Genomic DNA, 26,237 nt, shown 5'->3' with positions numbered 1-26,237 from the left:
ATGACAATGCCAACCCATCAGTGCCCGTGGCGGATGCAGGTTCATCACATCCATCAGGAAACGCCGGATGTGTGGACAATTTCGTTGCTATGCCACGACTATTATCCCTATCGTGCCGGGCAGTATGCACTGGTCAGCGTACGTAACTCAGCGGATACGCTGCGTGCTTACACTATCTCTTCAACGCCGGGTGTTAGCGAGTACATCACGCTGACCATCCGCCGCATTGACGACGGTGCAGGTTCTCAGTGGTTAACCCGCGACGTGAAGCGCGGCGACTACATCTGGCTGTCCGATGCCATGGGTGAATTTACCTGTGAAGATAAAGCGGAAGACAAGTTCCTGATGCTGGCTGCCGGCTGTGGCGTAACGCCAATCATGTCGATGCGTCGCTGGTTGGCGAAGTACCGTCCACAAGCCGACGTGCAGGTGATTTTCAACGTTCGCTCGCCAGAAGATGTCATCTTTGCCGATGAATGGCGTGAGTATCCGGTGACATTAGTCGCTGAAAACAATGCCACTCAAGGTTTTGTTTCCGGCCGACTGACCACCGAACTGCTGAAGAGCGTCCCGGATCTGACCTCACGTACCGTGATGACCTGTGGCCCGGCCCCGTATATGGATCTGGTCGAAAAAGAAGTGAAAGCACTTGGCGTAACACGCTTCTTTAAAGAGCAGTTCTTCACTCCGGTAGCCGAAGCGGCAACCAGCGGCCTGAAGTTCACCAAGCTGCAACCCGCACAAGAGTTCTATGCGCCGGTTGGCACGACGCTACTGGAAGCGCTGGAAAGCAATAAGGTTCCGGTCGTTGCCGCCTGTCGCGCAGGCGTGTGCGGTTGCTGCAAAACCAAAGTGGTTGATGGTAACTACACGGTCAGCAGCACCATGACGCTGACCGATGCGGAAATTGCGGAAGGTTACGTTCTGGCTTGTTCCTGTCATCCGCAGGGCGATCTGGTACTTGCGTAAATAGTCATTGCCGGATGGCATACTTATCCGGCCTACAAGAACCGTTGTAGGCCGGACAAAGTACTAATACCGTCATCCGGTCATTTATCACCGCCAGGCTGAATTGCCGCCCAGGGCATATTTACCTGCGCCCAGAAACGCCACCGCCATCGCGCCAACAAAAAAGTACACCAGACTCTCAATCGCCCAGGCGCCGGTTTTGTCCAGAGACCAGGTTTCTCCCATCCCGACCATCAGCCACGCCACAATCATTGTAAACGCCAGCCCTAATGCCGCCGGGCGTGTCAGGATCCCAAGAATAATCAGGCAAGGCGCAATAACCTCTCCCAGCAAGACACCGTAAGCAATAAAGCCGGGAAATCCTTTGGCTACCAGCATGCCACTGATGCCATCAATACCTGCAAACAGTTTATGCAGCCCATGGAAAAGCATCAGCCCCCCAACAGCGAGGCGTAACAAAAACTTGCCAAAATCTTCGTGCGTCAGCGTCCGGTTAACTGCATTTAATAGTTTTGTAACCATTTGAATTCATTCCTTGTTTTACCATGTCTTCTGCCAAGCTACGCTTTATCTTCGTGAAATGTAAGCTGCCGAAAATAAGGGGGTAATGAGAAGCATAACTATTATCTTCATCTAAACTTGTAACCGGTATCACATTAAAGGAGATGGAAAACCATGAAACAAACGGTTGCCGCTTTTATTGCTAAAACCCTTGAACAAGCTGGCGTTAAACGTATTTGGGGTGTGACGGGCGACTCACTGAATGGCCTCAGTGATAGTCTGAATCGTATGGGAACGATTGACTGGATGCCAACCCGCCATGAAGAGGTTGCCGCTTTTGCCGCAGGCGCAGAAGCCCAACTGACCGGTGAGCTGGCTGTCTGTGCCGGTTCATGCGGACCGGGAAACCTGCACCTGATTAACGGCCTGTTTGATTGCCACCGCAACCATGTCCCGGTGCTGGCAATTGCTGCACATATTCCTTCCAGTGAGATAGGCAGTGGTTATTTTCAGGAGACCCACCCGCAGGAGTTGTTCCGCGAATGTAGCCATTATTGCGAGCTGGTTTCCAGTCCTGAGCAGATCCCCCAGGTACTGGCGATTGCGATGCGAAAAGCCGTATTAAATCGCGGTGTCTCGGTCGTCGTCTTACCTGGCGACGTCGCGCTGAAACCCGCGCCGGAAAGCGCCAGTACGCACTGGTATCACGCAACGCTGCCGATAGTTACGCCAGCAGAAGAAGAAATTAAAAAGCTGGCGCAACTGCTGCGTTATTCCCACAACATTGCCCTGATGTGCGGCAGCGGTTGTGCCGGGGCACATAAAGAGTTGGTCGAATTTGCCGCTAAAATCAAAGCCCCGATTGTTCACGCCCTGCGTGGTAAAGAGTACGTTGAATACGACAACCCTTACGACGTCGGCATGACCGGATTAATCGGCTTTTCTTCCGGATTCCATACCATGATGAATGCCGACACGCTGATCTTACTCGGCACTCAGTTCCCTTATCGTCCGTTCTACCCTACCGATGCCAAAATTATCCAGATTGATATCAACCCGGCGAGCATTGGCGCACACAGCAAAGTGGATATGGCGCTGGTGGGCGATATTAAATCCACGCTTCTCGCCCTGATTCCACAGCTAGAAGAAAAAACCGATCGACAGTTTTTGGACAAAGCGCTGGAGCACTATCGCGATGCACGCAAAGGGCTGGATGATTTAGCCAAGCCCAGCGATAAAGCCATTCATCCACAATATCTGGCACAACAAATCAGCCATTTCGCCGCGGACGACGCAATCTTTACCTGTGATGTAGGCACACCAACAGTGTGGGCCGCACGCTATCTGAAAATGAACGGTAAACGCCGCCTGCTAGGATCGTTTAACCACGGTTCAATGGCAAACGCCATGCCACAAGCGCTGGGTGCGCAGGCGACTGAACCAGGTCGTCAGGTCATCGCGATGTGCGGCGATGGTGGCTTCAGCATGTTAATGGGCGATTTTCTCTCGGTTGTACAAATGAAGCTCCCGGTGAAGATAATCGTGTTCAACAACAGCGTACTGGGTTTTGTGGCGATGGAGATGAAGGCAGGTGGTTATCTGACAGACGGGACGGAACTACACGACACCAACTTCGCACGTATTGCCGAAGCCTGTGGTATTACCGGCATCCGCGTAGAGAAATCCTCTGAGGTCGATGAGGCCCTGCAACGCGCCATGTCAATCGATGGTCCAGTGCTGGTCGATGTCGTTGTGGCGAAAGAAGAGCTCGCCATTCCACCACAAATAAAACTCGAACAAGCGAAGGGATTTAGCCTGTATATGCTGCGCGCGATCATCAGTGGACGCGGTGATGAAGTGATCGAACTGGCGAAAACGAACTGGCTCAGGTAAAACATCCTTATTAAATCACACACAATATCATTCATGATGCATCAAGGCGGCTCGCCCGAAAATCCCCAGGAGCATAGGTATACTATGTGACTGGGGTTTAAGGGTGCGGCCAACGCCGAGGCAGCTTGAAGGATGAAGTGTAATAAGGAGATACCATGATTGATTTACGCAGTGATACCGTCACCCGACCCAGCCGCGCCATGCTGGAAGAGATGATGGCAGCCCCGGTCGGGGACGACGTTTACGGAGATGACCCTACCGTTAACGCCCTTCAGCAATACGCCGCTGAACTTTCTGGTAAAGAAGCGGCTATTTTCCTGCCTACCGGCACTCAGGCTAATCTGGTTGCGTTACTCAGCCATTGCCAGCGCGGCGAGGAATATATCGCCGGTCAGGGGGCTCATAACTACTTGTATGAAGCTGGCGGCGCTGCAGTGCTCGGGAGTATCCAACCCCAACCTATTGATGCTGCGCCAGATGGTTCTCTGCCACTGGATAAAGTGGCGGCAAAAATCAAAGCGGATGATATCCATTTTGCTCGCACACGCCTGCTCAGTCTGGAAAACACCCACAACGGTAAAGTGTTGCCACGTGAGTACCTGAAGGATGCCTGGGAATTTACCCGTGAGCGAAACCTTGCCCTGCACGTTGATGGCGCACGTATTTTTAACGCCATCGTCGCCTACGGCTGTGAGTTAAAAGACGTTACCCAATACTGCGACTCGTTCACAATTTGTCTCTCCAAAGGTCTGGGAACGCCGGTGGGTTCACTGTTGGTTGGCAGCCATGACTACATCAAACGCGCGATTCGCTGGCGCAAAATGACCGGCGGCGGGATGCGCCAGGCCGGGATTCTGGCGGCAGCCGGACTGTATGCGCTGAAAAATAACGTCGCGCGTTTACAAGACGACCACGACAACGCGGCCTGGATGGCAGAACAGCTGCGTGAAGCGGGAGCAGACGTCATGCGTCACGACACCAACATGCTGTTTATCCGCGTTGGTGAAGAACATGCTGCAGCACTGGGCGAATATATGAAGGCACATGATGTGCTGATTAACGCCTCCCCGATTGTACGTCTGGTGATGCATCTGGACGTGTCACGTGCACAGCTTGCTGAAGTCGTCGCCCACTGGCGCGCTTTTTTAACCCGCTAAGGAGTCAGGCGTGCCGCAACGGATTTTAGTTCTTGGCGCCAGTGGCTACATTGGTCAGCATCTGGTTCAGGCGCTCAGCCAGCAAGGGCATCAGGTGCTGGCTGCGGCACGTCGCATTGAACGACTGGAAAAGCAGCAACTGGCCAACGTTAACTGTCATAAGATCGATTTAAATGTACCGGATACTTTGCCGCCGCTGCTGGCGGGTATTGATACCGTTTACTATCTGGTTCATGGCATGGGCGAAGGGGGCGACTTTATTGCCCATGAGCGCCTGGTCGCAGAAAACGTGCGCGATGCGCTGCGTACGACCCCGGTCAAACAACTGATCTTCCTGAGCTCATTGCAGGCTCCCAGACATGAACAGTCCGATCACCTGCGTGCGCGCCAGATTACCGCAGATACGCTGCGCGAATCCGGTGTACCGGTGACTGAGCTACGTGCAGGCATTATCGTTGGTGCCGGTTCCGCTGCGTTTGAAGTCATGCGCGACATGGTCTATAACCTACCCGTGTTAACCCCGCCACGCTGGGTACGCTCTCGCACCACGCCTATCGCGCTGGAAAACCTGATGTATTACCTGGTGGCGTTGTTGGACCATCCGGCAAGCAAACACCGCGTACTCGAAGCAGCAGGCCCGCAGGTATTAAGCTACCAGGAGCAGTTTGAGCACTTTATGACAGTCAGCGGTAAGCATCGGCTGTTGGTCCCTATCCCCTTTCCGACCCGCTGGATCTCCGTCTGGTTTTTAAATGTCATCACTTCGGTTCCGCCGACTACGGCGAAAGCGCTAATCCAGGGGCTTAAGCACGATCTGTTGGCTGATGACACCGAACTACGGACGCTGATCCCACAACCGCTGATTGCCTTCGACGACGCGGTTCGCAGTACGCTGAAAGAAGAAGAAAAGCTGGTTAACTCCAGCGACTGGGGGTATGACGCTCAGGCTTTTGCACGCTGGCGTCCTGAATATGGGTATTTTGCCAAACAAGCCGGCTTTAGTGTGGAGACCTCCGCCAGCCGGAAAGCGTTGTGGCAGGTCGTGAACCGCCTCGGGGGCAAAGAAGGTTATTTCTTTGGCAACATTTTGTGGAAGACTCGTGCAGCGTTGGACCTGTTGGTAGGTCACAAGCTGGCAAAAGGTCGGCCCCAACACCCATTATTGCAGGTTGGTGATACCGTTGATAGCTGGAAAGTCATCATCGTTGAACCGGAAAAACAGCTCACTCTGCTGTTTGGCATGAAGGCCCCTGGTCTCGGTCGCCTGAGCTTTACGCTGGAAGAAAAAGGCGATCACCGACGTATTGATGTCCGGGCATGGTGGCACCCGCACGGGATGCCCGGTCTCTTCTATTGGTTGTTGATGATCCCAGCGCACTTGTTCATTTTCAGAGGGATGGCGAAGCGTATTGCCAAACTTGCAGAACAAATCACAGACTAATGATAAAAAGAGACTGTATTCTTTCATGTTTCCCATTGCATACGAGCGTATTTCACGGAAGAATGCGCACGACGTTTTTTAAACACAGTGGATTGATATGAAGGTACTGGTTACCGGAGCCACCAGCGGCTTGGGCCGAAACGCGGTTGAGTTTTTGTGCAGAAAAGGCATCAGCGTCAGAGCCACCGGTCGCAACGAAGCGATGGGTAAGCTGCTGGAAAAAATGGGGGCAGAATTTGTCCATGCGGATCTGACCGAGCTGGTCTCTTCGCAGGCAAAAGTGATGCTCGCAGGTATCGACACACTATGGCACTGCTCCAGTTTCACCTCACCGTGGGGCACGCAGGAAGCCTTCGATCTGGCCAACGTTCGTGCTACCCGTCGTCTGGGCGAGTGGGCCGTTGCATGGGGCGTGCGTAACTTTATTCATATCTCCTCTCCCTCACTGTATTTTGACTATCACCACCATCGTGATATCAAAGAGGACTTCCGCCCACATCGCTTTGCCAACGAATTCGCCCGCAGCAAAGCCGCTGGTGAAGAGGTTATTGCACTGTTAGCTCAGGCCAACCCGCAGACCCGTTTTACGGTCTTGCGTCCGCAAAGTCTGTTCGGCCCTCATGATAAAGTGTTTATCCCGCGTCTGGCGCATATGATGCATCACTACGGCAGCATTCTGCTGCCGCACGGCGGAAGTGCGCTGGTAGATATGACCTACTACGAGAACGCGGTGCATGCGATGTGGCTGGCAAGCCAGACAACCTGCGATAAACTGCCGTCAGGTCGTGCCTATAACATTACCAACGGCGAGCATCGCACCCTGCGCAGCATCGTGCAGAAGCTCATTGATGAGCTGAATATTGATTGCCGTATTCGTTCGGTTCCTTATCCGATGCTGGACATGATCGCCCGCAGCATGGAACGTCTTGGTAATAAATCGGCTAAAGAACCCAAGCTCACGCATTACGGTGTGTCGAAGCTTAATTTTGATTTTACGCTGGATACAACGCGCGCTCAGGAAGAGTTAGGCTATCAGCCCGTAGTCACGCTGGACGAAGGGATTGAACGTACCGCGGCCTGGTTACGCGACCACGGCAAACTGCCACGTTAAGCGGGTTGCCATTGCCGGATAGCAGTGCAAGCGCCTTATCCGGCCTACATTCCTGCCCGAACTATCCGTTGGCCTGATAAGCGAAGCGCCATCAGGCATCGGTGATCTGCGTTAGCCCTGCCCGTATTTCTCCAGTAGAGCCTCGGCAATCGCCAGGGTTTCAGCATCCGCCACGCCATTCCACAACGCAGGACGGAAGTGCATCTGGAACGCCATAATCACCCGTTGTTGTTCACGTGGCGTCATTTCAGGTTTAACGTCATAGCCATAGCGCGACAACACATCAAGCAACGAGGCGGTGTCTACCGGCGTATGAGGCGCACGCCCGGCGAGATAAAACGTGACGCGCTGCGCATCCGGCCACGCGCCAATACCTTGTGCTGCCAGCTCACGCCACGGGAACAGGGGGCCGGGATCATCTTTACGCTGTGGCGCGATATCCGCATGAGCCACGACGTTTTGTGGCTTGATGTCGTAACGGGCAATAATATCCTTTGCCAGCGGGATCAACGCCTGAATCTGTGTTGCTTCAAACGGGGTGAAATATTTCGTTCCCGCCAACTTTTGCCAGCCGCGATTTTCCAGCTCAATACCAATTGATGTGTCGTTGATGCGCGTGGCGCCACGCCAGAAGCTAATCCCTGCATGCCAGGCCAAATCTTTTTCCGGGACCAGTTGCCAAATACGTGGCTTGCCGTGATATAACGGCGGCACCGCCGGGATCAAATAATGTGAGCTGACGTTTTTATCCGTCAGCGTAGCCAGTGATGAATCAAAATCATCTGCGGTGTAATGAATAACCAACACCTTAATGCGGGGATAGGCAGCCTGAGCCTGACGGCGGGTATCTAACTGATACCCGTCTTTATCGATAATCCCTTTCTCGCCGGCACACCCGGCCAACAGCAGCGTGAACGCCAGCAACCACAGCAGACGCTTCATCGGCGAGTTTTTACCGCGGTACCGCTGACGCTGACCATCAGCATACTGCTATCTTTCCCGACGGTCTCGTAATCAATATCGATACCGACAACCGCATCAGCGCCCAATGCTTTGGCTTGTTCGCCGAGCTCCTGAAAGGCAATTTCACGCGCTTTACGTAATTCTTTTTCATACGCGCCGGAGCGCCCACCGACGATATCACGGATACCCGCAAAGAAATCGCGGAAGATATTTGCGCCTAAAATAGCTTCGCCGGTTACCACACCGCAGTATTCCACGATGCTCTGCCCTTCAAGCGTAGGGGTAGTCGAAAACTGCATGGTTAATCTCCTTGTTGCGCTAAGAGCACGATCTCAAAAGCATTATCGAACCGATCCACTATCATTGAAAGGATATATTCTATCAACGTAGAACACTAATCGTAGAAAGCTAATAAGGAAATCATTATGCGCTACTCGAAACTCTCTCTGCTGGTCCCCTGTGCACTTCTTCTCAGCGCCTGTACTACCGTGACGCCGGTCTATAAAGATAACGGCACGCGTAGCGGTTCATGCGTAGAAGGCGGGCCAGACAGCGTGGCCCAGCAATTCTATGATTACCGCATTCAGCATCGTAACAATGACATTACCGCCCTGCGCCCGTACTTAAGCGACAACCTGGCGAAACTGCTGAACGATGCCAGCCGTGATAACGCGCATCGCGAACTGTTTAACAGCGATCCGTTCTCCAGTCGCGCCACGTTACCGGACAGCGCCAGCGTCGCCAGCGCATCAACCATTCCGAATAGTGATGCACGCAATATTCCGCTGCGCGTCGAACTCAAACAAGGCGATCAGAGCTGGCGCGATGAAGTGCTGATGATCCGCGAAGGCCAGTGCTGGGTAGTTGACGATGTGCGTTATCTGGGCGGCAGCGTACACGCGCCAGCCGGGACACTGCGCCAGTCTGTCGAAAACCGCTAATCTCCCCATTCATCTCATCAAATCATAACCCCCATAAATTGTCTGGCATTCTGCATAGAATGCCGACAATTATTCTTGCCCACTGGTGGCCCCGCTATTTTGTGCTATGTTTAGATAAGAATGCGGTTTGCATTTAACTTTTAACGCATAAATATTGCATAACTATTCTGCCAAAGGTAGTATCTGCGGCTTCAATATACACAAAATCATTCATGATGCGTCGAGGCGGCAAGTGAATGAATCTCCAGGAGCGTACGAATAGTACGTGACTGGAGTGAATGAACGCAGCCAACAAAGAGGCAGCTTGAAGGATGAAGTGTATAGCTATCAGACTGCCAGCATACGAGAATCAATGAGTATTCAATTAAACGGCATTAACTGCTTCTACGGCGCACATCAGGCGCTGTTCGATATCACGCTGGATTGCCCTCAGGGTGAAACACTGGTGTTACTTGGCCCAAGTGGAGCCGGGAAAAGCTCGCTACTGCGTGTACTCAATCTGCTTGAGATGCCACGCTCGGGCACGCTTTCTATTGCAGGTAACCGTTTCGACTTCACGAAAACCCCATCAGATAAAGCTATTCGTGAGCTGCGTCAAAACGTGGGCATGGTCTTCCAGCAATACAATCTTTGGCCGCACCTGACGGTACAGCAAAACCTGATTGAAGCGCCCTGCCGCGTACTTGGTCTGACGAAAGAACAAGCACTGGCGCGTGCTGAAAAACTGCTTGAGCGTCTGCGCCTGAAGCCTTACAGCGATCGCTACCCACTGCATTTGTCCGGCGGTCAACAGCAGCGTGTGGCGATTGCCCGTGCGTTGATGATGGAACCGCAGGTACTGCTGTTTGACGAACCTACCGCAGCGCTTGACCCGGAAATCACGGCCCAAATCGTCAGCATCATTCGTGAGCTGGCGGAAACTAAAATTACTCAGGTGATCGTCACCCACGAAGTGGAAGTTGCACGTAAAACAGCCAGTCGTGTGGTGTATATGGAAAACGGTCATATCGTCGAGTTTGGGGATGCGAGCTGCTTTGCCAACCCGCAAACCGAAGCGTTTAAAAACTATCTTTCTCACTAAGATTCGGGACAATACAATGAAAAAAGTTCTGATTGCCGCGCTAATCGCAGGTTTTAGTCTTTCCGCTACCGCAGCCCAAACCATTCGTTTCGCTACCGAAGCGTCCTATCCTCCGTTTGAATCCATCGATGCTAATAACAAGATCGTAGGCTTTGACGTTGATTTGGCGAATGCGCTGTGTAAAGAGATTGACGCTACCTGTACGTTCACCAATCAGGCCTTCGACAGCCTGATCCCTAGCCTGAAGTTCCGCCGCTTTGACGCGGTAATGGCCGGTATGGACATCACACCAGAACGTGAAAAGCAGGTACTGTTCACGACGCCTTACTACGACAACTCGGCACTGTTTGTCGGCCAGCAGGGTAAATACACCAGCATCGACCAGCTGAAAGGCAAAAAAGTCGGCGTACAGAACGGTACCACGCACCAAAAATTCATCATGGATAAACACCCGGAAGTGACTACCGTGCCATATGACAGCTATCAGAATGCCAAACTGGATCTGCAAAACGGTCGTATTGATGGCGTCTTTGGTGATACCGCAGTGGTAACGGAATGGCTGAAAGACAATCCGAAACTGGCTGCAGTTGGCGATAAAGTGACGGATAAAGATTACTTCGGTACCGGTCTGGGCATTGCTGTGCGCCAGGGTAATACCGAGCTGCAGCAGAAATTTAACGCTGCGCTGGAAAAAGTGAAGAAAGATGGGACTTACGAGACCATCTATAACAAATGGTTCCAGAAGTAATATTTGATGAATGAATTTTTTCCTTTAGCAAGCGCCGCCGGGATGACCGTCGGCCTTGCCGTTTGTGCGCTGATTATTGGCCTTGCACTCGCCATGTTCTTTGCCGTCTGGGAGTCTGTAAAATGGCGTCCAGTGGCATGGGCAGGTTCAGGGCTGGTCACTATCCTGCGCGGGTTACCAGAAATTCTGGTCGTTCTGTTTATCTATTTCGGTTCCTCTCAACTGCTGCTGACGCTGGCCGATGGGTTTACGATCAATCTCGGGTTCGTGCAAATTCCCGTTCAGATGCAGATTGAAAACTTCGACGTCAGCCCGTTCCTGTGCGGTGTGATTGCACTGTCATTGCTTTATGCAGCCTATGCCTCACAAACGCTGCGCGGTGCGTTGAAAGCGGTTCCGCTTGGACAATGGGAATCAGGCCAGGCGCTGGGTTTATCTAAAACCGCGATTTTCTTTCGTCTGGTGATGCCGCAAATGTGGCGCCATGCTCTGCCGGGTCTGGGAAACCAGTGGCTGGTGTTGCTGAAAGATACCGCGCTGGTTAGCCTCATCAGCGTGAACGATCTGATGCTACAAACCAAGAGCATTGCGACCCGTACTCAGGAACCCTTTACCTGGTACATCGTCGCGGCGGCTATTTACCTGGTGATTACGCTGGTGAGTCAGTACATTCTCAAACGCATTGACCTGCGCGCGACACGTTTTGAGCGGAGACCAGGCTAATGCTTGAGTATTTACCTGAACTACTGAAAGGGCTGCACACAAGCCTGACGCTGACGGTCGCCTCGATTGTGGTGGCACTGGTTCTGGCGTTGGTTTTCACTGTTATCCTGACACTGAAAACGCCGGTGCTGGTGTGGCTGGTTCGCGCCTATATCACATTGTTTACCGGTACACCGCTACTGGTGCAAATATTCCTGATCTACTACGGTCCAGGGCAGTTCCCTGCGCTGCAGGAATATCCAGTGCTCTGGCATTTGCTGTCCGAACCATGGCTGTGCGCGTTAATCGCACTGTCCTTAAACAGTGCGGCCTATACCACGCAACTGTTTTATGGTGCGATTCGAGCAATCCCGGAAGGCCAGTGGCAGTCCTGTGGTGCGCTGGGGATGAGCAAAAAGGATACGCTGGCCATTCTGCTGCCGTATGCTTTCAAACGCGCCCTCTCCTCGTATTCCAACGAAGTGGTACTGGTCTTTAAAAGTACATCACTGGCGTACACCATCACACTGATGGAAGTCATGGGCTACAGCCAACTGCTGTACGGCCGTACCTATGACGTCATGGTCTTTGGTGCAGCTGGCGTGATTTACCTGATCGTCAATGGCTTGCTGACGTTGATGATGCGCTTGATCGAACGTAAAGCCCTGGCGTTTGAACACCGGAATTAAGTCGATGCCGCTGCGGTTTTTGCGCCGATGTCGGCCGGATAAGGTGCCAGCGCCGTCATCCGAAAAATGTGCATAATGCAAAAACATAAAGACGGACAACATTCTAAATTGTCCGTCTTTTTTTATGCCGATAAAAATATTTAATCATTTTTATTGCATACAAATTCATTAAGTGGCATTGTGAATCCACGCCGCAGACACGGTAAATAATCATAAGATTGACAGACGGGAGTTCCACCATGAAAAAGTTAGTACTGGCCGCATTACTTGCTACTTTCGCCGCTGGCGCCGCAGCTGCTGATAAAATTAGTTTCGGTGTATCAGCAACCTACCCACCATTCGAATCACTGGACGCCAGCAATAAAATTGTCGGTTTTGATATCGATCTGGCAACAGCATTGTGCAAACAAATGCAGGCTGAATGTACTTTTACTAATCATGCTTTCGACAGCCTTATCCCCGCGCTGAAATTCAAAAAATATGATGCGGTGATTTCCGGTATGGACATCACGCCTGAACGTAGCAAGCAGGTTTCCTTCACCCAGCCGTACTATGCCAACTCAGCGCTGGTGATTGCGAAGAAAGACACCTACAAGAGCTTTGATGATCTGAAAGGCAAACGTATCGGGATGGAAAACGGTACCACGCACCAGAAATACCTGCAGGACAAACATCCTGAAGTAAAAACCGTGGCCTACGACAGCTATCAGAATGCAATCATCGACCTGAAAAATGGCCGTATTGATGGCGTATTTGGCGACACTGCCGTCGTCAATGAGTGGCTGAAAACCAATCCACAGTTAGGTACTGCGACGGCAAAAGTCACCGATCCGCAATACTTTGGTACGGGTCTTGGTATTGCTGTTCGCCCGGATAATAAAGCATTGCTGGAAAAACTGAACAATGCGCTGGCCGCCATCAAAGCTGACGGCACGTACCAGAAAATCAGTGACCAGTGGTTCCCACAGTAATCTCTGTCTTGTTTAAAAAGCCGCGACCTGCGGCTTTTTTATTGCTATTTATCCATGCGGGATACAACGTGAACACCTGACCTCACCTGCAATGTCGGCCACGCCATCAGTCAGTTGTGCTTACAGGGGGACAAAAAACAAAGCCCGGTTTCCCGGGCCTTGAAGACGCAAAACAGATCAGTTGTAAGCATTGAGCGTCCGCTGACACAGTGCCGAGCGAACGCAATCATCTTTGTTGAATCGAACGATCCCAACCATGTCATCTTCTTCGAAACGGGCCAGCGCATCGCTTAGCCCTGAACGAACATGAGCGGGGAGATCGCACTGGGTAATGTCCCCATTCACAATCACCGTCACATTCTCTCCAAGGCGAGTCAAAAACATCTTCATTTGCGCAGCAGTCACATTCTGAGCCTCGTCCAGAATAACAACGGCATTTTCAAATGTACGTCCCCGCATATACGCGAACGGCGCGATTTCTACCTTACCAATCTCAGGTCGCAGGCAATATTGCATAAAGGAGGCTCCCAGACGTTTTACCAGCACGTCATAAACCGGACGAAAATAGGGAGCGAACTTCTCAGAGACATCCCCAGGTAAGAAGCCGAGGTCTTCATCAGCTTGCAGAACTGGACGGGTTACAATGATCCTGTCCACATCTTTGTGGATCAGGGCTTCTGCTGCTTTCGCCGCGCTGATCCAGGTTTTACCACACCCGGCTTCGCCCGTGGCGAATATCAGCTGCTTACTCTCGATAGCATTCAGGTAGTGCGCCTGAGCTTCATTTCGCGCCGTGATCGGTGTGGCGTCGCGGCTATCACGCGCCATACCAATCGCCTCTACGCCGCCCATCTGCACAAGCGAGGTGACCGATTCATCTTCGCGCTGTTTATGGCTACGCGAATCCCGCCTCAGCACACGTTTTGCTTCGCGACGAGCTTTGATCACTGCTTTTTGTCTTCCCATGGATAGCACCTTGAGTTGTAGGTATACATCACACGCGCCGTTGGCGGCACGATTATGCGCACGAACATCTGAGGGTTGGCTTCCTTGTAAGCCATTGCCTGCCTTCGGATAAGACGCCATACACGGCTACGCGCACCGTACAGGGTGTCAGTTACAAGGATAAGAAGTGAAAGGGAGAGAGATTTAACGGTGACGAGATGGCTACCGGAAGAGAAACGTCCGCGTAAGGGACTGCAATAACTTTGAAAAACGTGTCCAGTACAGGACTTTTCCATTCGCGATCTCCATAGTGAATGACTATCACCGCCGGGAACTACCGCTATTACTTATAATTACATCATAACCCTTCGTTAATGCAACAATATTTTTACTTGTTGTTAACTTAATTTCATCTTATCGCCAGCAACAGTCTCTTGCAGAGAGATGACAGAATTATTTCAGCCGCCGCCGATCATGAAAAATAATTTTTTCATTCATCAGAGTGTCAGGAAATGCCCCGCAGCACTGCGGGGCAGAATCATCATGCTTCGAGCAGGGCTTGCCCCAGATAGTGGTCAGCGGTTTTGACACCAGGTAAAGCAAAGAAGTAGCCCCCACCAATAGGTTTGACATACTCTTCAAGCGCTTCACCGTTCAGGCGTTTCTGAACCGTCAAAAACCCTTTTTCCAGGTCGTGCTGATAGCAAACGAACAACAATCCCATATCCAATTGCCCGGAATTGGTCACGCCAAGCGAATAGCTGTACCCACGACGCATCATCAGGCTGGTCTCTGTTTCTTTCGTGCGCGGGTTCGCCAGACGAATATGGCTGTCGAGCGCAATCACCTCGCCTTCGGGATCGTTGGCATAATCCGGAACATCATGCTCGTGCTGCATACCCAGCGGTGCGCCGGTATGTTTATCGCGGCCGAAAATCGTTTGCTGCTCTTTAAGCGGCGTACGGTCCCAGAATTCCACGCGAAACTGGATGAGCCTGACAGCCTGATAGCTACCATCTTGTGCCCATGCCGGTTCCCCCTGCTCCGCAGTGACCCACACCACGTTTTGCATCAGCGTTGTATCGGCAGCGTCGGGATTCGCGGTTCCATCCTTAAATCCCAGCAAATTGACGGGAGTCTCTTTACCTTTACTGCGTGCGGCATGATCAGAGATAAACCCTTCACGTTTCCAGCGTACGCTGAGCAGATCCGGCGTGTGCTTAATGATATCGCGCAACGCATGGATGACGGTATCCTGGGTGTTGGCACAAATCTGCAGCAACACATCGCCATGGCACAGCGCCGCATCCAGCGAATCATTCGGGAAGCGGGTCATTTTTTGCAGCTTTTTCGGCATCTGCGATTTCAGACCATAGCGTTCATCGAACAGCGAGGAGCCGACTGACAACGTCATCGTCAGGTTGTCTGGCGCAATGTAGGCGCCGAGGATACCGGAATCCATAGGGGGTAAACGCGGATTCGGCGTATCCGGCGCCGGTCCACCGGTGGTCAGAAACGCAAATCGGCTAGTCAGCAACCGGAATAACCGCTCAAGATCGGCCTTATCGCTGGCGAGCACATCAAACGCCACCAGCATCATTGATGCCTGCTGCGGCGTCAGGATCCCCGCCTGATGCTGGCCATAAAACGGCTGCGCTTCGCTACGTGCATCCGGAGACAGCGTGCCCGGCGCGCTTTGTGGTTTTTGCGCGTGGGCAACCGGACACCCACCTGCCAGCGCCAGTGCCCCACCCAGCGCCCCCATCCCTTTCAGTAAACGTCGGCGTGACGGTTCGCTCACGCCGTTTTCATTATCGTGCTGCATAGTGCTTAATCCAGACCCAAAACACCGCGTAATTGCGACAAGTCTTCCGCCAGCGTCGTGATTGGCCCTTTCAGCGCATTACGATCGGCATCGGTCAGTTTGTCATAGGTTTCAAAGCCGTCTTTGGTACGGTACTTGCTCAGAATGGAATCGACTTTTTTGAAGTTCGCATCCACCTTCGCCAACAGATCAGCATTGGATTTTTGTAACTGAGGACGCAGGAGATCGACGATTTTCTGCGCGCCATCAACGTTAGCCTGGAAGTCCCACAAATCGGTGTGGCTGTAACGATCTTCTTCTCCACTGATTTTGCTGGCTGCGACTTCTTCAATCAGCCCTGCTGCCCCGCCAACCACTTTAGACGGTGGGAAAGCAAGTTCGCTAATACGCGTTTGCAGGTCAAGAACATCGCTGTTTAATTGGTCGGCGTACTTGTCCATACCTTTAGTGGTATTGTCGCCAAACAGCGCTTTCTCCAGGCGGTGGAAGCCGGTGAATTTAGGATCGGCGGCTTTTTGCTCATAATCATCTTCACGCGCATCAATGCTACCATCGAGGTCAGAGAACAATTCGGCAATCGGCTCAATACGTTCATAATGCTGACGCGTTGGCGCATACAGGGATTTGGCTTTCTCCAGATCGCCCGCTTTAATGGCATCCGTAAAGGCTTTCGTGCCTGACACCAGTTGCGCTGTTTCTGCCGTTACATAGGCTTTGTATTCAGTAATTGCACCACTCAGGCTCAGCAGAGCATCGCTGTGCGCGGCATCTGCCGTTGCCGTCCCCTTCACGATCAGCTTGCCTTTCGGGTTGGTCAGCAGACCGCAGGTCATATCATATTCACCCGGCTGCAGGTTAGCCGTCATTTTCTGGCTAAAACCGGGTGCAATGTTTTCACGCTCTTCAACCACCATCACGCCTTTGAGGATCTCCCACTCCAGCGCTTTTTGACTGTGGTTTTGAATGATGAATTGAGTCTTCCCGGCATTCACCGTGATTGTCATCGGTTCACACTGTTTGTCATTTACCGTGACTTTTACCTGCGGGATATCAGCAGCGTGAGCGGTAAAAGCAGAAGCAAACAGCGCGGCAATACCCAACTGCAGCGCACTACGGCGGAAATTAATCGTCATGACCCATCCCTATAAAAAGTATGTTGTAACTAAATGATATTCTTGCATCACGTTTTATCAGGGTGCGGTACGTGATGCCGTAGTGCCTGAACGAGGTGGTAGAGCAAACATAATCAATGCCGGAATCAGATAGATAAACCAGACAGCAACTTCACTAACACTTGGCGCTTCCTGATAGCCGAAGATGCCTTCCATCAATGTGCCAAACAGCGAATGCGTTGACAAAACGCTGCTCATATCAAACGCTACGTCCTGGAAATGATTCCATAACCCAGCTTCGTGGAATGCACGAATGGCTCCCGCAGCAAGACCTGCGGCAACCAACAAAATGAACAGACTGGTCCATTTAAAGAAGGCCCCGAGATTGAGGCGAATCCCACCGAGATAAATCAGATAACCCAGTACCACCGCAGTTGCCAGTCCCAGCATCGCACCTAGCGGTGGCCAAATACCCACATCCTGCTGAAATGCCGCCAGCAGAAAGAAGACAGACTCCAGCCCTTCACGAGCGACGGCAAAAAAGACCATCATCACCAGCGCCCAGCCATGATGATTGCCTTTCTGTAACGCGTTATCGACAGCCTGTTCCAGTTGAACTTTGACGTTGCGCGATACTTTACGCATCCAGAAGACCATCCAGGTGAGGATCACCACGGCAATAAGTGCCACGATACCTTCAAATAGCTCCTGCTCTTTTTGCGGGAATTCGCCCGTGGTTTCATTGATGAAAATTCCCAGCGAAAGGCACAGCGCCGCCGCCAGCAACACACCAATCCACATCACGCCAATCCAGCGACCACGCTGAGTCCGTTTCAGGTAGCTGGCAATCAGGCTGACAATCAGCGCGGCCTCTAACCCTTCGCGCAACATAATTAGAAATGGAACAAACATGCGAAGTACCCTTTAACGTTATTCTCAGTCAAGTGATGCAAAGAAAAGTAAATTACAGTGATAGTGATTATCATTACAGCAAAGAAAAACTCAAGCAGAATGTTTTGAGAATGATGACTTAATGTAAACAGTTAGGTGGGTAACAGTTATTGCACGCTGGATCGAAGTGAGGGAGACATAAAAAAGCCCGCTCGCGGCGGGCTTTAAAAACAATACAGCGATTATTCTTCCTGCAAACGCGACGGCGGTGCTGAATGATAATGAGCATCAGCCTCGGCAAAACGTTTCTGCATTGCTGCTGATGGCGCTTTACCCCACAGACTGAAGACTACAATCCCGATGCTGCCAAACACGAAGCCCGGGATGATTTCATACAGACCCAACCAGGCAAACTGCTTCCAGACGATAACCGTCACAGCACCAATGACCATCCCAGCCAGCGCGCCGTTACGGGTCATACGCGACCACATTACGGAGAACAGAACAACCGGACCAAAGGCAGCACCAAAGCCAGCCCAGGCGTAGCTCACCAGGCCGAGCACGCGGTTCTCTGGGTTTGCCGCCAGCGCGATGGACACCAGCGCCACGACCAGCACCATGATACGCCCAATCCATACCAGCTCTTTCTGGCTGGCATTTTTACGCAGGAACGCTTTGTACAAATCTTCGGTAATTGCACTGGAGCATACCAGCAGTTGGCAACTCAGCGTCGACATCACCGCTGCGAGGATCGCAGATAACAGAATACCGGCAATCCACGGGTTGAACAGGATTTGCGCCAGTTCAATAAACACGCGCTCGGCGTTCTGGTTCACGGCACCCGCTACCGACGGGTTGTTATTGAAGTAAGCAATACCGAAGAAACCAACGGCAACAGCGCCAGCCAGACACAGAATCATCCAGGTCATACTGATGCGACGTGCATGGACAATACTATGGTGGGAATCGGCAGCCATAAAGCGCGCCAGGATATGCGGTTGACCGAAATAACCCAGCCCCCATCCCATCAGGGAAATGATGGCAACAAAGTTAAGCCCTTTGAACATATCGACGTTTTCAATGCTCTTTTGCTTAATCACTTCCAGCGAGTCTTCAAATCCGCCGACACCAATAATCACCATCACCGGTGTCAGGATCAGTGCGAAGATCATCAGGCTGGCCTGCACGGTATCGGTCCAACTCACCGCAAGGAAGCCACCAATAAAGGTATAAAGAATCGTCGCGGCCGCTCCCGCCCATAGCGCGGTTTCGTAGCTCATACCAAAGGTGCTTTCGAATAAACGCGCCCCTGCCACAATACCTGAAGCACAATAGATGGTGAAAAACAGCAGAATAACCAGTGCAGAGATAATTCGCAGGATACGACTTTTATCTTCAAAACGGCCGGTAAAGTAATCCGGCAACGTCAGCGCGTTGTTATTATATTCGGTGTGTACACGTAAACGCCCGGCCACCAGTTTCCAGTTGACCCACGCCCCTAATACCAGACCGATAGCGATCCAACTTTCTGAAATCCCCGACAGGAAAATCGCACCTGGCAGCCCCATCAGCAGCCAGCCGCTCATGTCGGATGCCCCTGCGGATAACGCCGTTACGAACGGACCCAGACTGCGTCCACCCAGAATATAATCATCAAAGTTTTTGGTCGAACGCCATGCAATAAACCCTATCAATATCATGCCAAAAATATAGACACAGAATGTGACTAACATCGGTGTGCTAATAGCCATCAAAACTCTCCAAAATTATGTATCGGCAATGCCGTGGCTTGCCGTTTTATTACCCTGCCGGAACGTGGCAAAGATATCTATATTGACCAGGGCGACCGTATCCTGCCGGAAGCCATAGCCATTCACAATCGATTTAACACACCATTTACATCAATTTTGATCCAGAGTAGATAGCATTTTTCTGTAGGTTGCACTCTCTCACATTTTTTCTGGTTGCACCTTTAAAAAGTGTTAACTACCGCAGAGAAAAAGATTCTGCGTTTTTTACACCCCTTGTTATAAACATCATCTTTATTAACATTTCATTCATTTTCAAGCTTGCAAACCAAGTCACATTTAACACGGTTGCACAAAGTTGCAACATAGTGGATATTTCTTGGTAACTATCAGCCCCGTATTTCAGTACAACAGGAGTAAATGGCATGGGAACCACCACGATGGGGGTTAAACTGGACGACGCCACGCGCGAGCGGATTAAAACAGCAGCATCACGAATCGATCGCACACCGCACTGGCTTATCAAGCAGGCCATCTTTAATTATCTCGAAAGACTGGAAAATGACGATGCGCTTCCGGAGCTGCCTGCCCTGCTGGCGGGTGCAGCAAATGAGAGCGAGGAATCCACTGCGCAACAAAATGAAGCGCACCAGCCTTTCCTTGAATTTGCAGAGCAGATCCTGCCGCAGTCTGTTTCCCGTGCGGCCATTACCGCGGCATATCGCCGTGCTGAAACCGATGCGGTACCCATGTTGATGGAGCAGGCTCGTCTGCCGCAACCTATCGCAGAGCAGGCCCATAAACTGGCCTATCAGTTGGCAGATAAACTGCGCAACCAAAAGACGGCCAGCGGGCGTGCCGGCATGGTCCAGGGACTGTTGCAGGAATTCTCCCTTTCCTCACAGGAAGGCGTCGCGCTGATGTGTCTGGCTGAAGCACTGCTGCGTATTCCCGACAAAGCCACCCGCGATGCGCTGATCCGCGACAAAATCAGCAACGGTAACTGGCAATCACACATCGGACGCAGCCCGTCTCTGTTCGTTAACGCTGCAACGTGGGGATTGTTGTTTACCGGTCGTCTGGTCTCCACCCATAACGAAGCCAGCCTCTCACGCTCGCTGAACCGCATCATCGGTAAGAGCGGTGAACCGCTGGTGCGTAAAGGCGTCGACATGGCGATGCGCTTGATGGGTGAGCAATTCGTCACCGGAGAAACCATTGCAGAAGCACTGGCTAATGCACGTAAACTGGAAGAGAAAGGCTTCCGTTACTCCTATGACATGCTGGGTGAAGCTGCGCTGACCGCCGCCGATGCCCAGGCCTATATGGTCTCCTACCAGCAGGCGATCCATGCCATTGGTAAAGCGTCGAATGGACGCGGTATTTATGAAGGCCCGGGGATCTCCATCAAACTGTCTGCACTGCACCCACGTTACAGCCGTGCGCAGTATGACCGCGTGATGGATGAGCTTTATCCACGCCTGAAGTCGCTGACCCTGCTGGCACGTCAATATGACATCGGCATTAATATTGATGCCGAAGAAGCCGACCGACTGGAGATCTCCCTCGATCTGCTGGAAAAACTGTGCTTTGAGCCCGAACTGGCAGGCTGGAACGGGATCGGTTTTGTTATTCAGGCCTACCAGAAGCGCTGCCCTTACGTCATCGACTACCTGATCGACCTGGCAACCCGTAGCCGCCGTCGCCTGATGATCCGTCTGGTTAAAGGTGCGTACTGGGATAGCGAAATCAAACGTGCCCAGATGGACGGTCTGGAAGGCTATCCGGTTTACACCCGTAAGGTGTACACCGACGTTTCCTATCTGGCTTGCGCGAAGAAATTGCTCGCCGTACCAAACCTGATCTACCCGCAGTTCGCTACCCACAACGCGCATACGCTGGCGGCAATTTATCAGTTAGCAGGCCAAAACTACTATCCGGGTCAGTATGAGTTCCAGTGCCTGCACGGCATGGGTGAACCGCTGTACGAACAGGTCACCGGCAAAGTCGCAGACGGTAAACTCAACCGCCCATGCCGTATTTATGCACCCGTTGGCACACATGAAACGCTGCTGGCTTACCTGGTTCGTCGTCTGCTGGAAAATGGCGCCAACACCTCGTTCGTCAACCGTATTGCGGATACCACCCTGCCGCTGGATGAACTGGTCGCCGATCCAGTTGAAGCGGTCGAGAAACTGGCACAGCAGGAAGGTCAGGCTGGGCTGCCGCATCCAAAGATTGCACTCCCACGTTCCCTATATGGAAAAGGCCGCGAAAACTCCGCAGGGCTGGATTTAGCAAATGAACACCGCCTGGCTTCGCTGTCCTCTGCCCTGCTCAACAGCGCGCTGCAAAAATGGCACGCCAAACCGATGCTCGAACATCCGGTTGCAGACGGTGAAATGACGCCGGTCGTCAACCCGGCTGAGCCGAAAGACATTGTGGGCTACGTGCGAGAAGCGACTCACGCTGAAGTGGAGCAGGCGCTACAGAACGCCGTCAATAATGCCCCTATCTGGTTTGCTACACCGCCACAAGAACGTGCCGCCATTCTGCATCGCGCCGCTATTTTGATGGAGGGCCAGATGCAGCAACTGATTGGCATTCTGGTGCGTGAAGCGGGCAAAACCTTCAGCAATGCCATTGCGGAAGTACGCGAAGCCGTTGACTTCCTGCACTACTATGCCGGCCAGGTTCGTGATGATTTCGACAACGAAACGCATCGCCCGCTCGGTCCAGTGGTCTGTATCAGCCCATGGAACTTCCCACTGGCCATTTTCAGCGGACAAATTGCGGCTGCGCTGGCAGCAGGAAACAGCGTGCTGGCAAAACCTGCAGAGCAAACCCCACTGATTGCCGCTCAGGGCATCGCTATTTTGCTGGAAGCCGGTGTACCGCCAGGCGTGGTACAACTGTTGCCAGGCCAAGGGGAAACCGTCGGGGCGCAACTCACCTCCGATGAACGTGTACGCGGAGTCATGTTCACCGGTTCAACGGAAGTCGCCACGCTGTTGCAGCGAAATATTGCTACTCGTCTGGATGCTCAGGGTCGTCCAATTCCGCTCATCGCTGAAACGGGCGGGATGAACACCATGATCGTCGACTCATCTGCGTTAACGGAACAGGTTGTGGTGGACGTGCTGGCCTCTGCGTTTGACAGCGCCGGACAGCGTTGCTCGGCACTGCGCGTCCTGTGCCTACAGGATGATATTGCCGACCACACGCTGAAAATGCTGCGCGGCGCGATGGCAGAATGTCGTATGGGTAACCCAGGCCGTCTGACCACCGATATTGGGCCAGTTATTGATGAAGAAGCCAAAGCCAATATTGAACGTCATATTCAGGCCATGCGTGCCAAAGGACGTCCGGTATTCCAGGCCGTACGTGAGAACAGCGATGATGCGCGTGAATGGCACACCGGTACCTTTATTGCACCAACGTTGATTGAGCTTGAAAGCTTTGATGAGCTACAAAAAGAGGTGTTCGGCCCGGTGTTGCACGTCGTGCGTTACACCCGTAATAACCTCGGCAATTTGATTGAGCAAATCAATGCGTCCGGTTACGGCCTGACGCTTGGCGTACATACTCGTATTGATGAAACCATCGCGCAGGTCACCGGGTCCGCGCACGTTGGTAACTTGTACGTTAACCGTAATATGGTCGGTGCTGTGGTAGGCGTGCAGCCATTTGGTGGCGAAGGATTGTCAGGAACCGGCCCCAAAGCCGGTGGCCCACTGTATCTGTACCGCTTGCTGGCAAACCGTCCGGAAAATGCACTGGCCGTCACGCTGGCCCGCCAGGATGCAGACTACCCTGTCGATGCACAGCTTAAATCAGCGCTGATTCAACCGCTGGAAGCGCTTACCGCATGGGCAAGCGATCGTCCGTCGCTGCATGCGCTCTGCCAGCAGTTTGCCGAACTGGCACAAGCAGGAACCCAGCGTTTGCTGCCAGGGCCAACCGGCGAGCGCAATACCTGGGCGCTGTTGCCGCGTGAACGCGTGCTGTGTATGGCCGATAACGAGCAGGATGCGCTGGTGCAGGTTGCTGCCGTGGCCTCGGTTGGCAGTCTTATCCTGTGGCAAGATGATGCTTTCCATCGCGAACTGGCAAAACGTCTGCCTGCCGCCCTCTGTGGGCGCATTCAGTTTGCCAAAGCAGACACCCTCACCGCGCAGCCGTTCGATGCCGTTATCTTCCACGGCGATTCTGACCAGCTACGCGCACTGTGCGAATCGGTAGCAGCACGGGAAGGTGCGATTGTTTCGGTACAAGGATTTGCCCGCGGCGAGAGCAATATCCTGCTGGAGAGGCTGTATATTGAACGTTCGTTGAGCGTGAATACCGCCGCGGCAGGTGGGAACGCCAGCCTGATGACAATCGGCTAAGGTTATGGTTAATTAAGGCTCCGGTTACGGGGCCTTTTTTTATTAAGCCAGAGGGAAGCATGAAACGAATTGTACTGACCTGTGCAGCACTGCTGCTAAGCAGTCACGCACTGGCGGATGACTGCGCAAACGCAAACAACCAGATTGAAATGAATACCTGCGCCGCTGAGCAGTATAAGACAGCTGATACAAAGCTAAATGAGACTTATCAGAATGCACTGAAGCGCGCCGCCCCCACCCAACGTGATTTACTGAAAAAAGCACAGGTCGCATGGATTACCCTGCGCGATGCAGACTGCGCATTGATCAGTTCAGGCACAGAAGGTGGCAGCATACAGTCGATGATCACCAGCCAGTGTTTAACGGACAAAACCAACGAGCGTGAAGCATTTCTCGCCTCCCTCTTGCAATGTGAAGAGGGCGACTTAAGTTGCCCGTTACCCCCCGCCAATTAGCGCACACGGATCCCTTCAATAATCATTCGCTGTACGCTCTCCACCGTTTGGTTAAAAAAGGCTTCATCACGCAGCGTTGCGCCCGTCACTGCCTCTACCTGTGGGGCAAAGTCAGCGTAATGTTGCGTTGAAGCCCAAATCATAAAAATCAGATGATGCGGGTCAACCGGCGCCAGTTTTCCACTGCTGACCCATCCGGCAATCAATGCGGATTTCTCGTCAATCAACGTTTTGAGATCGCCCGTTAATTCCGTCATCAACAAAGGTGCGCCTGCCAGCATTTCCATACAAAACAGTCGTGATGCCTGAGGATAATCGCGGGACACTTCCAGTTTGAGCCGGATGTACTCTTTAATCGCCACCAGCGGTGCAAAGTCCTCGCGAAAGGCCTTCAGCGGTGCCAGCCAGATATCAAGGATCTGGCGTAATACGGCAATGTAGAGCACCTCTTTAGAAGGGTAGTAATAAAGCAGATTCGTTTTAGACACCCCCGCCAGTTCCGCAACCTGCTCCAGACGCGTGCCATGAATCCCATACTGGGAAAAGATATTTAATGCCGCGGTTAAGATAGCCTGGCGTTTCGCGCTCACGGCCTGCGAGCGTTTACCTGTTTTTTTCTCTGCGCCTTGAGCCATGCACCCTCTCCTTGTTCTGAGGGCGTCAGCATAACAAATCGCACACTGAAAAGTTAAATTAAAGCGACTCGGGGGGAGCCTCCTGCTGGACGGCTTTCTTCTTTTTGAACTTCAGTTCGCTGACCAGTACGCCAATGATAATGAATGCCGCCCCCAACAGAGCAAGCAGCGGCAGGCGTTCCCCTGCGAGCCGACCAAAAATCCCCGCCCATACAGGCTCACCGGTATAGATTACCGTTGCGCGTGTCGGCGACACGCTGCGCTGCGCCCAGTTCATGGTAACCTGGATAATCGCGCTAAAAATACCCAATCCTAATGCCACGACCAGCAAGCCTGTCGACATGGGAGGAACCGACTCACCTGCAGGCCCCATCGCAATAAACGCCACCACCGAAGCGGTTGCCAGTTGCACCACCGTGACCCGACGTACATCCACTTTTCCAGCCCATGCGCTGATCAGGATAATTTCTGCCGCTATCGCCACCGCACCCACCAGCGTGATCCACTCCCCTTCACCAAGCGCCAGTAAATTGCCATCCGGCCCGGCAAGAAAGATCAGTCCGATAAAGGCCAACACAATACCGACGCACGGCATCACTCCTGGCATTCGTCCCAGACACAACCACTGCAGCAGCGGTACCAGTGGTACATACATCGCAGTAATGAATGCCGACTTGCTGCTGGGAATAGACTGTAATCCCCAGGTTTGCAGGCTATAGCCCAGCGCAATTGCTACGCCAATCGCCACTCCGGCTTTGACTTCCAGCCATGTCAGCCCACGCAATGTACGCAATGACAGCAACGCCACCGCCAGTGCCGCTGTCGCAAAGCGCACGCCGACAAAGAAAAAGGGACCGCTCAGCGTGACAGCATATTGCACAGCCAAAAACGTTCCGCCCCAGAACATGGTGATCACAATGAGGATCGCCTCCTGGGGTTTAACAGAGAAGGAATAACGAGAAAGTAATGACATGAGACACCCGATTAGCTGAATGTCATTAGTCTGCGTTGCGTTTTGTTACAGTTCAACCTTGCAGACAAAAAAAACCGCCGGAACAACCCGGCGGCGGT

23 protein-coding genes are annotated in these 26,237 nt (G+C 52.5%); 13 read left to right on the top strand and 10 right to left on the bottom strand.

Features of this window, described 5'->3' with window-relative positions:
* Nucleotides 1-969 carry an NADH oxidoreductase gene (hcr, locus tag NNO03_RS09280; RefSeq protein ID WP_202038973.1) on the top strand — a complete coding sequence of 323 codons (969 nt, stop codon included), beginning with the start codon at nucleotides 1-3 and terminating at the stop codon, nucleotides 967-969.
* A gap of 87 nt (nucleotides 970-1,056) precedes the next feature.
* On the opposite strand, the gene NNO03_RS09275 is transcribed toward hcr, so the two are convergent.
* Nucleotides 1,057-1,491 carry a DoxX family protein gene (locus tag NNO03_RS09275; RefSeq protein WP_271449355.1) on the bottom strand — a complete coding sequence of 145 codons (435 nt, stop codon included), beginning with the start codon at nucleotides 1,489-1,491 and terminating at the stop codon, nucleotides 1,057-1,059.
* A gap of 153 nt (nucleotides 1,492-1,644) precedes the next feature.
* Here NNO03_RS09275 and poxB point away from each other — a divergent pair, with 153 nt between their 5' ends.
* The 4 genes from poxB to NNO03_RS09255 all read left to right on the top strand — a co-directional run bounded on the left by poxB (nucleotide 1,645) and on the right by NNO03_RS09255 (nucleotide 7,072).
* Nucleotides 1,645-3,363 carry a ubiquinone-dependent pyruvate dehydrogenase gene (gene poxB, locus NNO03_RS09270; RefSeq protein ID WP_271449354.1) on the top strand — a complete coding sequence of 573 codons (1,719 nt, stop codon included), beginning with the start codon at nucleotides 1,645-1,647 and terminating at the stop codon, nucleotides 3,361-3,363.
* A gap of 155 nt (nucleotides 3,364-3,518) precedes the next feature.
* Complete coding sequence (gene ltaE / locus NNO03_RS09265; protein WP_271441344.1) at nucleotides 3,519-4,520, top strand: low-specificity L-threonine aldolase; 1,002 nt, start codon at nucleotides 3,519-3,521, stop codon at nucleotides 4,518-4,520.
* Between the two features lie 10 nt (nucleotides 4,521-4,530).
* Nucleotides 4,531-5,961 (top strand): SDR family oxidoreductase, encoded by a 1,431-nt coding sequence (locus NNO03_RS09260; RefSeq protein ID WP_271449353.1) that lies wholly within the window; start codon nucleotides 4,531-4,533, stop codon nucleotides 5,959-5,961.
* Between the two features lie 97 nt (nucleotides 5,962-6,058).
* A complete protein-coding gene (locus NNO03_RS09255; RefSeq protein ID WP_137382225.1) occupies nucleotides 6,059-7,072 on the top strand; it encodes an NAD(P)-dependent oxidoreductase in 1,014 nt (337 codons plus the stop codon).
* A 111-nt stretch (nucleotides 7,073-7,183) separates the two neighbouring features.
* Here the strand turns inward: NNO03_RS09255 and NNO03_RS09250 are convergent, their stop codons facing one another.
* A complete protein-coding gene (locus NNO03_RS09250) occupies nucleotides 7,184-8,014 on the bottom strand; it encodes an N-acetylmuramoyl-L-alanine amidase (RefSeq protein ID WP_271449352.1) in 831 nt (276 codons plus the stop codon).
* Nucleotides 8,011-8,334, bottom strand: coding sequence for a heavy metal-binding domain-containing protein (locus NNO03_RS09245; RefSeq protein ID WP_001160726.1), 324 nt, complete (start codon nucleotides 8,332-8,334; stop codon nucleotides 8,011-8,013). Before NNO03_RS09245 ends, NNO03_RS09250 begins: the two co-directional genes overlap by 4 nt.
* 126 nt (nucleotides 8,335-8,460) lie before the next feature.
* Here NNO03_RS09245 and NNO03_RS09240 point away from each other — a divergent pair, with 126 nt between their 5' ends.
* The 6 genes from NNO03_RS09240 to artJ all read left to right on the top strand — a co-directional run bounded on the left by NNO03_RS09240 (nucleotide 8,461) and on the right by artJ (nucleotide 13,167).
* On the top strand, nucleotides 8,461-8,976 hold the full coding sequence (locus NNO03_RS09240) for a lipoprotein (RefSeq protein WP_200000890.1): 516 nt from the start codon (nucleotides 8,461-8,463) through the stop codon (nucleotides 8,974-8,976).
* A gap of 352 nt (nucleotides 8,977-9,328) precedes the next feature.
* A complete protein-coding gene (artP, locus tag NNO03_RS09235) occupies nucleotides 9,329-10,057 on the top strand; it encodes an arginine ABC transporter ATP-binding protein ArtP (RefSeq protein ID WP_137382222.1) in 729 nt (242 codons plus the stop codon).
* 16 nt (nucleotides 10,058-10,073) lie between these two features.
* The gene (gene artI, locus NNO03_RS09230; protein WP_003027298.1) at nucleotides 10,074-10,805 is read left to right on the top strand and encodes an arginine ABC transporter substrate-binding protein ArtI; all 732 of its coding nucleotides are present in this window, start codon (nucleotides 10,074-10,076) and stop codon (nucleotides 10,803-10,805) included.
* 6 nt (nucleotides 10,806-10,811) lie between these two features.
* Entirely contained in the window at nucleotides 10,812-11,528 is a 717-nt protein-coding gene (artQ, locus tag NNO03_RS09225) for an arginine ABC transporter permease ArtQ (protein WP_271441341.1), read from the top strand.
* Nucleotides 11,528-12,196 carry an arginine ABC transporter permease ArtM gene (artM, locus tag NNO03_RS09220; RefSeq protein ID WP_137382221.1) on the top strand — a complete coding sequence of 223 codons (669 nt, stop codon included), beginning with the start codon at nucleotides 11,528-11,530 and terminating at the stop codon, nucleotides 12,194-12,196. The genes artQ and artM overlap by 1 nt, the downstream gene beginning before the upstream one ends.
* A 239-nt stretch (nucleotides 12,197-12,435) precedes the next feature.
* Nucleotides 12,436-13,167, top strand: coding sequence for an arginine ABC transporter substrate-binding protein ArtJ (artJ, locus tag NNO03_RS09215; protein WP_271441340.1), 732 nt, complete (start codon nucleotides 12,436-12,438; stop codon nucleotides 13,165-13,167).
* A gap of 177 nt (nucleotides 13,168-13,344) precedes the next feature.
* On the opposite strand, the gene phoH is transcribed toward artJ, so the two are convergent.
* From phoH to putP, 5 genes are all read right to left on the bottom strand, one after another.
* Entirely contained in the window at nucleotides 13,345-14,133 is a 789-nt protein-coding gene (gene phoH / locus NNO03_RS09210; protein ID WP_199954506.1) for a phosphate starvation-inducible protein PhoH, read from the bottom strand.
* Between the two features lie 520 nt (nucleotides 14,134-14,653).
* Entirely contained in the window at nucleotides 14,654-15,937 is a 1,284-nt protein-coding gene (gene efeB, locus NNO03_RS09205) for an iron uptake transporter deferrochelatase/peroxidase subunit (RefSeq protein ID WP_271449351.1), read from the bottom strand.
* Between the two features lie 5 nt (nucleotides 15,938-15,942).
* A complete protein-coding gene (efeO, locus tag NNO03_RS09200) occupies nucleotides 15,943-17,070 on the bottom strand; it encodes an iron uptake system protein EfeO (protein ID WP_271441338.1) in 1,128 nt (375 codons plus the stop codon).
* Between the two features lie 57 nt (nucleotides 17,071-17,127).
* A complete protein-coding gene (gene efeU, locus NNO03_RS09195) occupies nucleotides 17,128-17,961 on the bottom strand; it encodes an iron uptake transporter permease EfeU (protein WP_271441337.1) in 834 nt (277 codons plus the stop codon).
* A 221-nt stretch (nucleotides 17,962-18,182) separates the two neighbouring features.
* Nucleotides 18,183-19,691, bottom strand: coding sequence for a sodium/proline symporter PutP (gene putP / locus NNO03_RS09190; protein ID WP_271449350.1), 1,509 nt, complete (start codon nucleotides 19,689-19,691; stop codon nucleotides 18,183-18,185).
* Nucleotides 19,692-20,113: 422 nt separating this feature from the next.
* Here putP and putA point away from each other — a divergent pair, with 422 nt between their 5' ends.
* Both putA and NNO03_RS09180 read left to right on the top strand, forming a co-directional pair.
* Nucleotides 20,114-24,076 carry a trifunctional transcriptional regulator/proline dehydrogenase/L-glutamate gamma-semialdehyde dehydrogenase gene (putA, locus tag NNO03_RS09185; protein ID WP_271449349.1) on the top strand — a complete coding sequence of 1,321 codons (3,963 nt, stop codon included), beginning with the start codon at nucleotides 20,114-20,116 and terminating at the stop codon, nucleotides 24,074-24,076.
* A 59-nt stretch (nucleotides 24,077-24,135) separates the two neighbouring features.
* Nucleotides 24,136-24,531, top strand: a complete 396-nt coding sequence (locus NNO03_RS09180; RefSeq protein WP_137382210.1) for a lysozyme inhibitor LprI family protein — start codon at nucleotides 24,136-24,138, stop codon at nucleotides 24,529-24,531.
* Here the strand turns inward: NNO03_RS09180 and rutR are convergent.
* Together rutR and NNO03_RS09170 are read right to left on the bottom strand one after the other, a co-directional pair.
* Complete coding sequence (gene rutR, locus NNO03_RS09175; RefSeq protein WP_271441333.1) at nucleotides 24,528-25,166, bottom strand: HTH-type transcriptional regulator RutR; 639 nt, start codon at nucleotides 25,164-25,166, stop codon at nucleotides 24,528-24,530. The genes NNO03_RS09180 and rutR overlap by 4 nt on opposite strands.
* Nucleotides 25,167-25,224: 58 nt before the next feature.
* Nucleotides 25,225-26,139, bottom strand: a complete 915-nt coding sequence (locus NNO03_RS09170) for a DMT family transporter (RefSeq protein WP_271449348.1) — start codon at nucleotides 26,137-26,139, stop codon at nucleotides 25,225-25,227.
* Nucleotides 26,140-26,237: the final 98 nt, after the last annotated feature.

The sequence above is a fragment of the Citrobacter sp. Igbk 16 genome, assembly GCF_028069755.1.
In the GTDB taxonomy this organism is placed as follows: domain Bacteria; phylum Pseudomonadota; class Gammaproteobacteria; order Enterobacterales; family Enterobacteriaceae; genus Citrobacter.
The sequence above is the reverse complement of the archived record's forward strand: the minus strand, read 5'-3'. Positions and strand labels throughout refer to the sequence as shown.